Source organism: Azospirillum sp. TSO35-2 (assembly GCF_003116095.1).
In the GTDB taxonomy this organism is placed as follows: domain Bacteria; phylum Pseudomonadota; class Alphaproteobacteria; order Azospirillales; family Azospirillaceae; genus Azospirillum.
Genome location: NZ_LGRA01000021.1, coordinates 1,943,596 through 1,958,755, shown reverse-complemented (window position 1 = coordinate 1,958,755; position 15,160 = coordinate 1,943,596). Strand labels below are relative to the sequence as shown.

General features: G+C 63.9%; 3 protein-coding genes and 3 pseudogenes. 3 read left to right on the top strand and 3 right to left on the bottom strand.

The window, feature by feature from the left end; translation table 11 throughout:
• Window positions 1-412 (top strand): annotated as a pseudogene (locus TSO352_RS34110) (hypothetical protein); the annotation flags it as partial.
• Window positions 413-750: 338 nt separating this feature from the next.
• On the opposite strand, the gene TSO352_RS24925 reads toward TSO352_RS34110, so the two are convergent.
• Genes TSO352_RS24925 through TSO352_RS24915 form a run of 3 tightly spaced genes read right to left on the bottom strand, consistent with a single transcriptional unit; the run spans window position 751 to window position 13,375 of the window.
• Window positions 751-1,653 (bottom strand): hypothetical protein, encoded by a 903-nt coding sequence (locus tag TSO352_RS24925; protein WP_146210793.1) that lies wholly within the window; start codon window positions 1,651-1,653, stop codon window positions 751-753.
• A gap of 56 nt (window positions 1,654-1,709) precedes the next feature.
• Entirely contained in the window at window positions 1,710-11,663 is a 9,954-nt protein-coding gene (locus TSO352_RS24920) for a hypothetical protein (protein WP_109109830.1), read from the bottom strand.
• Window positions 11,651-13,375, bottom strand: coding sequence for a hypothetical protein (locus TSO352_RS24915; protein WP_146210792.1), 1,725 nt, complete (start codon window positions 13,373-13,375; stop codon window positions 11,651-11,653). The genes TSO352_RS24920 and TSO352_RS24915 overlap by 13 nt, the downstream gene beginning before the upstream one ends.
• A gap of 574 nt (window positions 13,376-13,949) precedes the next feature.
• Here TSO352_RS24915 and TSO352_RS24910 point away from each other — a divergent pair.
• Window positions 13,950-14,402 (top strand): annotated as a pseudogene (locus TSO352_RS24910) (transposase); the annotation flags it as partial.
• 71 nt (window positions 14,403-14,473) lie between these two features.
• A pseudogene (locus TSO352_RS24905) lies at window positions 14,474-15,144 on the top strand (IS3 family transposase); the annotation flags it as partial.
• Window positions 15,145-15,160: the final 16 nt, after the last annotated feature.

Below are 15,160 nucleotides of genomic sequence, written 5' to 3'. Positions count from 1 at the left end.
ACTGCCCACTTCGGGCATCACAACTCACAGAGACTCTGCCAATGACCGGAGGAAACTTCGGTCTCAGATCACGCCGATCGGCGTCAAACCCCGGCGCCGATACACACAACAGCCGAACCGCCATCGCCGTCCAGGTCTCCCCGGCCTCGGTCCGGCATTTCATGCGGTTCAGCGTCACAGAGATCTCGCGGTCTGGCCAATGGCCGCCAAGCTTGCGCACCACCTCCACCGCTCCGGGGTGGCCGCCCGAGGTCTGGCCGCCGATCTCGACGCGCTGCAAGCCGCTCTCCAAGAGCCCTGGAGCAATGGCCCGGTCGAGGGCCAGATCAACCGCCTGAAGCTCATCAAGCGGCAGATGTTCGGCTGCGCCAAGTTCGATCTGCTCCGTCGGCGCGTCTTGTGCATTGCCTGACGACCACGGCGCCGGCCACTACTGCGGCCCTCGCCACCTAACAAGAAAACGCTTCGTGCTGGCCTGCCCATTTTCCGTGCACGGTGGGTCGGCCGCAGGCCGGTATAAACTCAGCACCGAATGCGCGGATGAACCCGAGTCCGAAGCCGATTGACACCTCGTGTGCGCAACCATATGAAATGATAACGAAAAACTCTGATGCGGTGGGGTCCCGATCGGCGCAGAGCGGAACCCCGCCTCAGTAGTGAAACTGTGCGCGACGACAACGGCTTGTCAGCGAGATTGTCACAGGGTTTCAGTTTCGCGCCGATTCGCATTCGATCTGCCCAACTTTAATGTTAAGGCACTCCACAATATTTGAATATATAAGTTTTGTCCGATTTTGGGTCGACGTAGCTCTTCATCGGTCCGAAGCGCTCAGTGATCGAACTAGCATATGTGTATGGCCAATCGTCTTTAATCTTGGGCTGTTTGGTTGGTGACTTGCCGTCGTCGGCAATCGGCCACACGGCGAAATGCCGACACGTCTTCACATCGTCGCCTTTCGCGGCGTTCGCCGCGTCCACACAGAGATTCCAATGCTTCTCTATCGTAGGCTCTGCCAACTCCTCGTCCGTCGGCCGCCTCCTCGGCGCGAAGCGGGTGGGATCGGTCAAGTAGCGTTTGTACGCGACTCCGGCAATGAAACGCCTTCCGTTCTTCAGCGGCTCCTCGCCTTGGGGCGCCCTCAGGGTCCCGGTTTCCCCATAGACCACCTCGGCGCAAACGTCTGGATCCAGTTCCCTTGAGAGCGGGATCGCTTGGTCGAGCCAGAGTGCACGGGTGCTCTCCGGCACGCCGTCAAGACGCAGGAGCAAGCAGTTCGTTTCGTTGGACGGCGCCGTGATGAATATCCTTTTGATGTTGTTCTTGGTAGAAACCGCACGTCCGATGTTGCTGTGCCGGGTGATGGGGATGGTTTCAAGCAACATACCGAAGTGGTCGAACACCTCTACGGCGCCCGGCTGGGCGAATACCGACAGAAGCAATTCGAAGCCGGACACCGGAGCATCGAAATCGAACTGGGCAGAGTGCGACAGTTCAAGACCCGTGTAGCCTCCATCGTTCCGGATGTGCAGAGGCGCAACGATGCGGTACGCCTCGTCCCGAATCACGCTTGAGACGAAATCGGCGTGGCGGCCGGGATTGTCGATGATAGACCACGGCATATGCCCTTGAAATGAAAGTATCAGCGAGGCCATCGTTCTCTCCCCCTTCTCGGGTGCGACATGACATTGTCAGCGTGTCCGCAGGAACGCTAGGCGGTCTGCGGCTTTCTTGCCCGTCGTACGGCAGGCCGTGCGCTGGCAAGCTCGTACCGGAGGTCGACAAACCGAAGCAGTGGCTTCTCGACTAGCGTCAATCGGGAATAGACGCGCAATTCAAAGACATAGCGCCCGCCGACTGGACGGCCGCCATTCGACGCCTCCCAGCGCTCCAAGCTTCTCGCCACGATTGCGATTGCGTCGGAGGCATCGGGCTGGAACTTGCGCGCCGTGAACAGGCCAATCGGGTCCTGAGCATAGACCCGCATTCCCACGTCCTGCTTCTTATAATGGTCGATCTGTCCGGAGTCATAGCCCCAAGCAAGATCGACGAATGGCCGGTCCGCTGCATCCACATCGTCCAGTAGCTCATTGAAGAGTTGGGTGAGAGCATCGCCCACCGTCCCGCCTCGCAATGCTAAGGGAGTGGTGACTTGCAGCAACGGCGTGTAGGGCTCGCCGGGCCGGATAGTATCGGTCCGGTACACGAATAGGCTGCGGACGTTTTCGTGGTTTCCAAGCCGTGCGTTGCGCAGGATGGTAACCGACGGCCAAGCGTTCTCGTGCTTGAGGATGTCGAGTTTGCCGATCTCGATCCGGCGGCCGGCGAAGTACTCGCCGGTCACGGGATCGGATGCCGGCCTCTCGATGGACATCGCGGCAAGCGTGGTCGACTGGGATCTGGACAGCCGGCGCGGCGTCCCGGCCTCGGGGCTGGGCTTGCTGGGGGCGATCGCCTCGAGCCCATACTCGAAGCCGGCGTGCTGCCACGTGCCGCGCTTTCCGAGCGTCACGTCGATCATGGTGCCCCGCAGCTTTTCCTGAAGCGTGAAGGATTGGGGCACGCGCGCTAGGCCGCCGTCCAGCAGCATCCACGGACGTGGGGCAAGGCCGCGGGCGACATGGCCGCCCCAGTAGGCGAGCGCCTCGTACCAGAGATCGCGGATGCCGGCGGACTGCAAGGCCTGCCGGTAAACCACGTATTCGAAGAGCACGTCGCCGATGTCCCGCTCGTCCGCCCGCAACGCAAGCGCTGTACCCGCCGTGGGAGCGACGTTGAAGTCCACGTCGATGAGCCAGTCGTCCTGGGCGGCCGCGCGGGCGCGTTCGACGTCGAACCGGTAGGCCCACTGGCGGGCTTTCCGGATCGCCGTCTTCAGCGGGTCAGCCTCGCCGATCTGGCTCAGCCTGGGATCGGCCACGGCGATGTCCGGCTTGGTGATCAGCCGCTTGAACAGCACGGGGAGGTCGACCGGCGCCGGCTTCCCGGCGCTGTCCCTGCCCAGCGACAGGGAGGTTTCCGGGGTGAACAGCTTCAGCCAGACGGGTCCGGACGGCGTGCCGCCGCCTTGGGCGTCCCAGCGTACGTGATCGATGGAGAAGGTGAGGTTCAGCAGGTATTGATCGATTTTCGCTGGCTCCCGCGCGTCAAACTGCACGATCAGCGTATTCCCCGTCCCGTTGCGCCGCAGGGCCGCAGGCAGGAACTGGGCCGCCCGCTGGTCGAGGCCGGGCGCCTCAATCCGGCCGTACAGCAGGAACGATCCATCGGTGCCGACCGCCTCGTAGGCCAGGGGAACCGCCAGAACGGTGTCCACGTCGGCGACGCGCCCGAGGCGTTTCTTGAAGCTGTTCCGCAGGTTGTCGCCCAGCGATGCCGCCCCGGCCGCGACGACGGCATCGTCGTCTGGCGAATCGAGGATCGATACGACCCGCGACGGCACAGCTTCCGCGATGGCCGCCTTGGCGCGCAGCAGGGCGTCAACCAGCAGGCATTGCGCGTCACCGCCGGCCCACATGGCATCGGCCACCGCGGGCATGAGCGCCAGATCGATGTCGCGCAGGAACTCGCCCAAGGCCGCGTCCTGATCGAAGGACTTAATCTGCATCGACGGCCAGTCGGACATCGGCTCATCGGACGGTGCTTTCTTGCGCTCTGCCCAGTTCCAGATTGGCGCCTGCTGCTTCGCATAGGGCTCTGTGCCGAGGGGCGTCACCGCAGCGAACGCCGGCGACAGTCGTTTGTCCGCCAGCCGCAGGGTGAGCAGGCGCGCGTCGAGTACGTACAGGCTCTGCTCGTTGCGCCCGTCGCGCGTGTAGGCCACGCGCAGATGGGGCGTTCCGTTGGTCACGAAGGCGGTGCGAATGGCGTTCGCCAGCGCCTGGGCGGGCTCCGGATTCTTCGCCTGCCGGTCGGAGGTGAGCGGCACGTCGGTGGCGATGGCGACGACCTTGCTGCGCGGCATCCTTGCGATGTCCGGCCAGACCAGCGCGGCGTCCCGCCCGACGCACCAGCGGACCTGATAGCGTTCGGTGCCGTCGGTCGGGACGATGCCCTGCTGGGCGAACCGCAGCGGCGGCAGGTCAAACACCGGGATGTCCACATTCCCCGGCATGCCGTCCAAAGCGTCGCGGCACCGCATGAGGCCGCCGTACAGCGACTCCCGCTGCTGGAGGTCCAGCGCCTTGGTCCGCTCCGTGCTGCCGACGAAACCCAGGGTCGATTCCACCGCGTAGGTGGTATTCGTGTCGCGGAGCTGCTGCATCGCGCGCGCGTAGGCGGCCCGCACTGAGCGCAGGCGCTCGGCCTCGTCGCCGCCCACCCGGATGGTGTTCGCCTCCTCGCCGCTCGCCGCCAGCCGTGCCTTGCTCCGCCGGCCGCCCCGGTTCGCGAGGGTGGCCCGACTCGCGAGTGTGGCCCGGTCCAGGAGGGCGGCCGGGTCGAACCGCAAGTGGATGACCAAGTCACCCGTGCGCCCGTCGACCTCATGCCAGACGCGCAGGCCGCTGAGCGACAGTATGGAGATCAGCGGGTCGAAATACCGGCCTTGCAGGTCCGCCTCGAGCGGCTTCTGCCAGTCGACGCTGTAGCCCAGCACGTCGCGGAAGCTCGCCCGCAGGCGCATTTTCCGGTCCATCGCTGCGTAGATGAACGTCCCGCTGCCCGGCTTGTTCGGGAACAGGTCGTTGCTCGCCCGCTGCACGTATTTGCAGGCCGGGATCGACCAGTTGTAGATGTACGGGTTCTCGACCTTGGCCGTGTCGCGTTCCGGGCCGGTCGGAAGGTCGTGGAGGGCGGGCATGGAATCGAACCCGCCGACGCCGACTACCTCCATCTGCACGAGGTTGAAGCGCTTCGCCATGTCCACGTCTCGCCCGCCCGCGGGGTCGAGCGCCGAAGCAGGCAGCGCCCCTCGGCGGTGCAGGTTCACGAGACTCCCCGGCACCAAGCTCCGCAGCGTTTCCAGCCTGGACAGGGCCTGTTCGGCGGTGAGGGTGCGCGGAGCATCGGGGCCGGCCGCCGGGTCGTGGTACAGCGTGTCCGGGTTCTGCCGTTCCAGGCGCGCGGAGAACACGCCGGGGTCGCCCACGACGGCGACCTGCGGCAGGGTCTCGCGCGCCACCAGCCGCGCGGAGCCGTCCGCATCGGTCTGCAGCGAGCCGGCGGTCAGGAAGCGGTTGATGAACGACGGCAGCACCCCCGCGTAGACCGTGGACGTGACCTGTACGGCGAGCCAGAGGCGGCGCGTATCAGCCTTGGCCCACCCGTCCAGGTGCAGGACGTAGCCGCCGCTGTTAGTTTCCGCCGCCATCTGAATCAGGGCCAGGAAGGCGCCGCGCTCGGCGCGCACTGGCCGCGCCCTGAGCAGGGGCAGCGGTTCGTTCAAGGTGGCCCGGAGGCCGGGATCGATCGCGGTTGGGTTGGGATCGCTCGCCAGATTGACCCGTCCGATGAAGGATTTGCCGGGATCGACCGGTGACTGGAGCATCGCCGTGATGCGGCCGTTTCCGCCGTTGGCCTGGGCCCAGAAGCTGATCTCGATGTGGTCGGTGTCGACCTTGGCGCGCAGGAAGTCGTCGAGCCGCCGCCGGTCGGCCTCCGCCATCTGCTGGATCTCGAAGGCGTCGGGGCTGGCCGAGACGGCGCTCACGGGCACCTCGACCAGCATCACCGGCGTGTACTGCACCGCGATGCGCTGCATCGCCGGACCGGTTTCGTGCTTGACGAAACGCTCCAGCACGATGGGCAGGTGCTCGCGCGACGCGCCCGCGTGGGCCAGTTCGTAGGCGCGGGCGGCCAGGACCTCGGGCACGGTCCACACGGTGCCGGTCTGCGCGTTCTTTTGCATCAGCGGCACCTGTTCGGCCATCGGGTGGCGATCGCCCTCGACGATCTGGAACGGCTTCACCTGTTCCAGCGTTAGGGTGCCGAACGGTGGCGCAAGCCGGGTGATGGCGTCGATATCCGCGGCGTCCTGGACGTCGAACGCCACCGCCTGGGCAAGCGGCGGGAACTCCAGGCGGAGTGATGCGATGCCGGCGGCCGGCCAGTGAGCGACGGGGAGCGCTAGCTTGGCCATTTCGGTCAGGGGCAGCGTGCCCGGCTTCGGCGGATTGCCGTCGTCCGGCACGCGTGCGCCGCTGAAGGCCTGCCGGTTCAGAAGCCCGGCGATGGCGTCGGAGCGGGCGGCCAGCAGCGACCGCACCTCCGCCACGGTCGGGGGGGTGCCCGCTGGCCCGGATGCGATCTTGGGCTTCCAGTCATTCCGTTCGACGGCGGCCATGATCTGGCCCCACACCGCGCGCAGGATCGATTCCAGGTACTCCTCGAATAGGAAATCGTCGAGGCTGCGCTGCGCCCCGCTGGACCGGAAGGCCGCCTGCCGGCCCTGGCCACGCTCCTCTGCGGTGTCGACGCGCAGCCGGTCGAAGAACTCGTTCAGGCGGTTCAGGTAGTCGGCGTCGACCTGGGCGCCACCCAGGCGCACCGTTTCATCCGCATGGCCGGTGAACGTCGCTCCGGCGACGAACCCCTGGCTGAGCCGGAAGACCGTGCCGCCGGCGGGGCCGGCCGCGCTGCCCTTGGTGAGTTCGAACTCGAAGTGCTCGTTGAGCACCGTCCAGGCGGACACGGCGGGCCACGGCGCGCGGTCACCGCCCCACTCCTTGTTGGCGATGGCGCTCTCGATCTGCCGCAGGGTGTCGAAGTCGAGGGGCGTCGCGTCGCTCGGCAGGCTCGAGAAGAACGCCATCAGCGACCAGTCGAAAATCAGCTGCACCAGATTCTTGAACCGGCCGGCATCGGCGGGATCGTTGGGCTTGGCGGCGGGCTGGAACGGAATGAAGGTCATCGGGATCAGCCGCGGCTGGCGGGCGTCGTCCAGCGTAAGGTCCAGCGTCACTAGCAGCGGCACCTTCACCTTGTGCCCGGGCTGCGGCGCCGGTGGGGTGCGCGTCCAGTTGCCGGCCAGCATGGCGTTCGAGAAAGCCACCGCATTCTGCCCGGCGATCGGCCGCATGGGGCGGGCATCAGTCTGGAACCACTGCTGGTATTTGTCCCGGTCCCCCTTCACCAGCGTGAAGTCTTCGCGGTACTCGATCGCGAAGTGCAGCATGATGGAAATCTCGATAGTGGCGCCGAAGACCTTGAAACGCGCGATCACCCACTGCGCCGTGAGGGAAAGCTCGCCGCGCACATAGGCGAACGTGTCGTTCCAGGTTTCGAAGACGAGGCCGAGGCCGACCTGCAGGCGCGCGTTCAGCCGCAGGCGGGTGATGCCGAAGTCCACCACGCCGTACACTTCCGCGATGATGCCGACCTCGCCCCAAAACTTGGTGTAGTGATCGGGAAGACCGGCGGCACGCAGCGCTTTTTGCGCATCCTGGCTCAGCCGCTGTAGGTTGCTCACCGCCATGGTGCCGGACAGGATCCCATAGATCGTGATGCTGGCGCCCGCGGTGAGGATCGACTTCCGGATCTCACGGCCTATTCCGCCGCGCGCGGCGATCATAATCCGGTTGACGGGGCTGAAGATCACCTTGCCGACGTCGTCCCTGAATTTCGGATTGCCGAAGCGCGGCACGTCGCGGAACGCCGAGCCGTGAATGTGGGACAGCATGAAGCCTGCGTCGCCCTTGAAGATTCCGACTTCCGCGCCGGCCGCGTTGGAGAAGTCGTCCGGCTTGTCCAGGTTCAGCCCGACGATGACGGCGTAGCCTCCGTCCGTGTCGACTTTCGCCATGACCCGCGGCAGCTGGATCCGCACGCCGCCGATGTCAATGCTCTGCAGGTTTTCCGACAGCGTCAGCGTACCGGTGTAGATGCCGACCTGCGGCGTTTCCTGCTTGTAAAGCAGGGAGATGGTGAACAGCTCCTTGATGCCGACCTCGCCGCCGAAGAGGGCCGGTGGGTTGTAGAGGGCATAGCCCTCGGCGATCTCCTTCACCGTGCCGGCCAGGGCGATGAACCAGTCGCTGGCGGCGTTGTAGGCGAGCGTCGAGGAAAGGTCGTTGCGATAGGTCCTGGATCTGTCGAGGCGTTCCTTGGGCGTCAGCTTCGGATCGATGCTGAAGTGCTGGAGCTGCTTGACCTTGTCGATGATCTCGCGCGGCGTGGCGCCGGACCCGACGTACTCGATCTTCTGGCCGATCGAGAGGGCGAAATCGTCGATGAAGCCGAGTTCCTTCACCTTCAGAGTCGTTAGCCATCCCATCGGCCCGTCCAAGGGGTGCTGCGGATCCGGCATCAGCAGCAGCCCGATCTTGTCGCCGCTCCCCTCCTTGGGCAGGGTCTCGCCGAAGATCTGCACGCTCAGGTCCGAGGCGACGATGAAGGTGCTTTCGGTGCCCTTGCCGACGGCGTTGAACACGTCGAAGTACCCGGCGCGCAAACGCAGGACGCTGCCGATGCCGATGTCCAGCTGGTCTCCGCCCATGTCGTCGAAGCGAAGCCCGAGGCTGATGCCCCTGTTCTTCGATAGCCAGCCGATCAGCAGCGAGCCCTTGAGGTCCGAATCGAGACCCAGCATCGCGGCCAGCGCGCCGAAATCCACGTCCCATTCCAGGCCGAATTCGATCTTGTGCTTCGTGTCCGGCGACTCGCCGGTAGTGAAAAGCTCCATGAACTTGAATTCGCCGAGCCCGCGCGGCAGGTCGAAGAAGCGGAAAGCCTTGAACTTGATCGGGAACTTGCTCAACAGCGAGCCCGCTCGCCGCCGGGCCGGATCGGTGCCGAGTGTGAGGCCGTCGAAGCGCAGGCTCGGCAGTGCGCCGAACCCATCGTTCGTCCAGACTTTGCCGACCTTCCTAATGAAGACTTCGAACGGAATCGTAATTCCGGAAAATCCCAGCTTTTCAAAGCCGAAGATGTCGGAGAGGAAATCGCTGCCGAGGTCATCCCTAAACGCGGCGGTCGCATCGATCAGCAGCTCGGTGACGATGCGTTTGGCGTTGCCGCCGTCGCGGTCCTCGGATTGCGCCGTGCGAAGCTCGACGCGGTCGATGGCGATGTGCTTAAAGATCTTTGAATCGTCGTGGACGAGGGTGATGCCTCCGTCGTAGACGAAGGAATAGCGGTTAATCTTCCTGCCGTCGGCTCCGGTGAGCGATTCGTAGCGGCCGAGAATGCCGAACGCAGTGTCGTCCGTTCCCGGCCGCGGCTCCTCCAGCGGCGCTCCGCCCTCGACGCGTTTGACCGGGTCGTGGAACCACTGCGGCAGGCGCACCTTGAGCAGGCAATAGAAATCCTGCACCTCCGAATTGGCGAACAGGACCTGGAGGCGGTTGACCCGGAACTCGAACACGTCTGGCGCGCGCGGAGGCGCCGGCGCATCCTTGTAGTCGATGAGGCCGAACAGCGAGCTTTTCTTGATACGGGGACCTTCGGTGCCGCTGGTTTCGAGCTTGTTCTGCGTGAAGCCGAGATGGTGACCGCGGAAGGACGCCAAGTCGATGCCCGCGACCAAGCCTTGCAGGGCGGTCGGCAGTGCGTCCAGGTCGATGACGGGATTAATGAGCAGCACGCCGGTCCACTCGGCGTCGCTGACCACCCTGTCGACGACGGCGAAGCTGCGTTGGCTCTTGTGCTGCTCGATCGTACCAAGCCACACCCCCAGCGCCGCTTTGGTGTTGGTGACGGCATGCGGTTCCAGGAGGTCCCGGTTGTCCCATGCCGTCTCGTCGCGCAGCAGGTCCTTCAGGCGCCCCTTCTGGTATTTGAGCACCACGACAGAGCGGTTCTCCGGTGCGTCCAGCGTCTTGGGGCCGGGCGGTTGCGACTCGTCGAAGGCGATGTCGAACCCCCAGTCGCCGAGCTGCACTCTGCCATGGAGCGTCAAGCCCGACTGAGTCGCAGAGACCTTCGTCGACGGAATGACCAGCAGGAAGCCATTCTGCTGGAAGAGCTGCTCCAGGCGCGGGTGGGTGATTTCGACGGTGAACGCGATGGAGACGCCGTTCTTGTCCGACTTGGCCAGAACGTAGCTGCGTCCCTTTGCGTTCACCACCACCTCGAAACCCTGCGGCGTCACGTTCGGAACGTCGCCCGCGGCGCGCACCGGGCCGTCCGCCTCTGACCGCAGGACTGTGCGCAGGGAGCGGCCGGCCATCCGCAGTTCCAGCCGGTGCTTAGCGAGGTGCTGCTCGAAGTCGCTCCGGAAGCTTCCCTGACCGAACGGAGCCTCGGCGATGCCGTCCAGGAACGTGAACGGCATCGGACCCTCGGGCAGGGCGGCGACCTCGCGCTCGTATCCGAGCGCCTGCCCGATGGCATTGCGGCTCGTCGTCGAAAAGCGCACGATACGGTCGGGCTGCACTGAATAGACGCCGGGCGGCCGCGCATCCCAGCGCACATCGGCCAGTGGCGCAACCGCCCCGTTCCCGTCGATACCGACGAAGGCCGGCCACACCGTATCGACCAGCGATGTCAGGGCCGGACCGGATTCGAGGTCATGCACGATGCTGGATGGGGTGACGCCGCGGGCGTGCCGCGCCAGCGTGCGGCGCAGGAAGCCCGCCGTCGGCGGCGAGCCGCCCGTTTCTTCCAGGCGGACCTGGAAATCCAGGGCAACATTGGGGCGGCCGGCCTTTTCGCGGATCTCCAGGATTTCCGTGTTCGACGGGCCGAACTTGAAGCGGCGGTCGATCTCCTCGGTGGCCTGCGCGGCTTCGATGGGAAAGACGCCCATAGGGATTAGGGTAACCTCCTTGGTCTGGAGCACCCACTGCCGTGGGTCCCGGATCTCGTGCCGGATGGCCGAGGGGACCGGGAAAAAGGCCAGAGATTGGCTCGTGTCGGAGCCGAGCGACACCGCAAGCTGACGACCGATGGTATCGCGCGCGTTCAAGCGCACAGTGTTCGCGGCCCCGGAGCCGGCGGCCACGATTCCTATCCTGGCGCGCTTCAGGTAAAGTCTGGTGAGTTCATGGATGTCGTTGACGCACTTCCAATGCGGAAAGAGATCCAGTTCGGCGAGCAGCGGCTGCTTGAGGCCGTCCATCGCCCCGGTGTCGAAGACGGCCACAGGCACCGCGCGCGAGACGATGTAGGGGCCGCCGGGACCCCCGTAGATATGGGTGGCGGCGGTGAACGGCTGGCTGACGGAAAAGGCGCTGAAGAACGACTTGCCGGCCTCGAACGGAATGACGAATCGGCCGCTTTCCAGGTCGACGGCCGGAAGGCAGGCCGTTGTAAACCCCCCGCGGCGCTCCATGCGGAACGTGCCGAGCTGCAGCAGCTTGTCGTTCTTGGCATGCTGGGCGATCTGCCCGCCAGGGCCCGGCGTGAGAACCAAGTCACCGAGGTGGGGCAAGCGGATCGCGCTTGATGGAACCTGCTGCCAATTCTTGTCGCGCGCGACCAGGAACAAGGGATCGTCTTCCCGCGCCATCTGGACAAAGGCAAACTTTGCCGTCTGGCTATCCGCCCATGCCTTGGTCCTGTCGAAGAGCGCGTTCAGCCGTCCGGGCTCGGTCCCGGCGAAGGCGAGCGCGTACTGCGCGAACAGGCCGCCGTTACGGATCGCGTCGTCCAGGGACGCATATCCCGGGTGGCCGGACGGAGGATCGCTATCTGGGATAAAGACTGTGAGGAGGCAGGCGTCGGTGGGATCCAGCCCGTTCCCGATGGTGTAACCGATGGTTCCCTTGAACCGCGTCAACGTCGCCATGTCAGCCTGTCTCCTGCGTTCAGCGGAATAAGCAAATCCTCCAGCCGTGTCGCGCCGTCGAGATCGACGGCCTGCAAACTGACACCGGACCGCCGCCAGTATCGCACCTGCGCGGCCGCCGCCTTGATCAGGCGTGTCTCGAGCCGGCTCGGCTCAACGACCGTCCGCCCGTTCTCTTCCTGAGAGCGGACCTCGAAGACCTGCGCGGACAGGCTAAGGCGCTGGTCGATCAGGTCGAGCAGCGTCGTGCCGGCGCGGACCTTGGTCGGAGCGCCGTCCACTAAGGTGGAGAGCCGCACGAATGGCCGGACATTGGCGGGCAGCAGCACCTCGCGCATCCACTTGGCGACCTGGATTGTTTCAGGGGCGTTCACAATGTGATTCGCCTCCGCCCACTCCCGCGTCAAGCAGGAGAAGTACTTATGCAATGCATTCTCGTCGCCGAACCATGTATTGTCGCATTGTTTTTTGCTGTCTCTGATGCTGTCGCGTATATAATCCGCCAAACGGAGGTCTCGCACCATCACGATGAAGCTGCCGCGACCGAAAGGATGTTCCGGTTGCCCATCGGATTGGGTTTGTTGACACGTAGCCTGGCGGGCTGTTTGGCACGTAGCCGGACTGGCTGAGATTCCTTGGATGTCGAGATCCCTGCTGGGGGTGGCGGGGAGAAGGGAGCGTGTGTTCTTTACGAAGACAAGCGCGAACCGGTAAGGGGAATCGCTGGGACCGGAGATGGCGTCGGGGGTATTCAGGTAGGTCAAGCCGTCGGGCTGTGTGGCGCTGGGGGACCCTTCTTCGATTATCCACGAGTTGCCGACGCGCCCGAACGGATCAATGCCGATGGTCGGAGAAGTAATGTTTTGTCCACTCTGGTCACGCGCGTCTTCCACGTGCGCGATCGTCTGCCAGGGGAAGCACGCGGGGTGTGCCGGCTCCGACGTGTTCAGCATAGCGGTGAAGCCGTTGTACCAAGCCGGCGCGTATGCCGACGTGTGGAAGCACAATTCCTGACCGGGATCGAGCCGCTGCACCAAGTACGTTGAGCCCGAGGACGGTTTCGCTAAACCATATTCCAGTTGCCGCAGTTGGTCATAGGTGGCGAATGGCATGCCGGCGGCGCGCTCAATGGCCTTCCGCGCCTCAGGCGTCAGACGGCGCGGCTCGGTGCGCTCCGGTGTGGGGCTTGCCAAGGATTTATCGATGGTGTTTGCCAAACGCTGCGCAAAGCAGGTTTCTTTGAGCTCGTCCTGCGGCCTTTCGCAATGGCAGTCTTTGAGCCATGTGCTGAGACCTTTCCTCTGTGCTCCGCTGGACGCGTCTTTATAAGAGAATGGCGACCATAGTGTGGCGTATACCGTGAGGCTGTCTTTCGACCAGGACGGCTTCAGCTGCAGGGTGGCTATGCATTGCTCCGGCAGCATCTCCGCCATTGTATGGGATCTGGGGAGGCCAGGCTCCAATGGTAGGTCGCTGACGGTGACAGTGAATTGGGTTGCGACCAGGAGGTCGCTGCTCACCAGTCCGGTCAGCTCCGCCCGCTGCACCGTGAAATCCTCAGGAAGTTTGTAGATCTTCTTGCCGGACGTCTCGTCGAGATGGAGCGTATGCAAGCAGCCAGGGAGAAATGCAACCGACATAATAGTCAGAGACACAAGCCATTGTTTGCGCCCTTGTCGAAGAATGGCGTGTGCAGCTTTTTCCGACTTCATTTACGTCTCCTCACCTAATACTTGGTAGGGACTTTTTAGATGATAGCAGTTATGCTGGCGCCGCGCCTGGGTCAAAAAATCTTCATAATAAACCGAGTTTTAGAACGGCTGTACAGAATACAAGAACTGGATTTCCAGCGGTTATTCAGAATATACTAAGAGGACGCAACTGCATCTGAAATACGAAATACACCATTTCCACGCATAGCCATCAAAATCGTTCCACTGAACAATGTTGAATCCTTGCTAGTCAGAAGCAGGCGCAAAAATAGGCATTGCTGCGTCAAATGTAATCCCAAACGTACTATGCGTGACAACAGAATGTGCGTCAATTGCAAATATGGTGCCGACATGCGTGCTCGGGTGCGCTTCACCCAATACATACTATGATATGCGTGGATAGTGTGTCAGAGCTATAGCATTCAAATTAGTGCATGCTTCGCTTTCTATGGGAACTCGATCTCTCTAAACCCCATGTCCCTGCTGAGTTGCAGGTGGCTCGTCTCACGTTATGTCACGCACGAGGATTGCGCTGGGTGGGCCGGCGCCGGGCCTCAGACAGAGGAGACGAGCCATGGAGCAGAATACCGGGGTGTTTGTCGCCATGGATACGCACAAAGAGACGATCGCCGTCGCGGTAGCCGAGGCCGGGCGCTCGGGCGAGGTGCGCATTTGGGGCGAGATCCCCAACCGGGCAGATACAGTGCGTCGACGGGTCGAAAAGCTGGCCGGCAAGTACGGCCGGCTGAGCGTGTGCTACGAGGCTGGGCCGTGCGGCTATGAACTGCACCGGCAGATCACTGATCTTGGCCATGAGTGCGTGGTGGTTGCGCCTTCACTCATTCCAGTGCGCAGCGGAGATCACGTTAAGACCGACCGGCGCGATGCCCTGACCCTGGCGCGGCTGCACCGTGCCGGCGAACTCACTGCGGTCTGGGTGCCCGACGCAGCTCATGAAGCCATGCGCGACCTGATCCGGGCGCGAACCGCGGCAATGGAGATGGTGCGCCGAGCCCGTCAGCAGTTGCAGAGTGAGGTGGCCCCCGTTTTCCGGACAGTCGGATAAGCTTGGTTCGCCCAGGAAGAAGGACGGACCCGATGACGGGGAAACGGAAGCGGTATTCGGCGGAGTTCAAGGCGAAGGTGGCGCTGGAGGCGATCCGGGGCGAACTGACGGTATCGCAGCTGGTGGCCAAGCATGGCGTACACCAGACGCTGATCAACGCCTGGAAGAAGCAGGCGATGGAGGGGATGGCCGGTGTGTTTTCCGGCAAGGCTGAAGCCGCTGGAACCAGCCATCAGGGCGAGGTGGGGAAGCTGCACGCGATGATCGGCCAGTTGGTCGTGGAGCGGGATTTTTTGCGCAAGGCCTCCGGTCGATGAGCATCGGTCGGAGGCGGGAGCTGGTCGAGGCGGATCATCCGCGCCTGTCGATCACCCGACAGTGCGAGCTGGTTTCGATCAGCCTGTCCAGCTACTACGGACCGGCCAAAGGCGATCCGGCCGAGAACCTGGAGTTGATGCGGCTGATCGACGGGCAGTTCCTGGAAACGCCTTGGTATGGCAGCCGGCAGATGACCCGGCATCTGCGCCGGCACGGCCACCAGGTCAACCGCAAGCGGGTTCGCCGCCTGATGGTACGGATGGGCTTGCAGGCGGTTTACCAGCGCCCGAAGACGACAGTGCCACACCCCGAACACAAGATCTGGCCGTACCTGCTGCGCGACCTGACCATCGACCGCCCCGATCAGGTGTGGTGCAGCGACCTTGTTGACTTCGCCAATC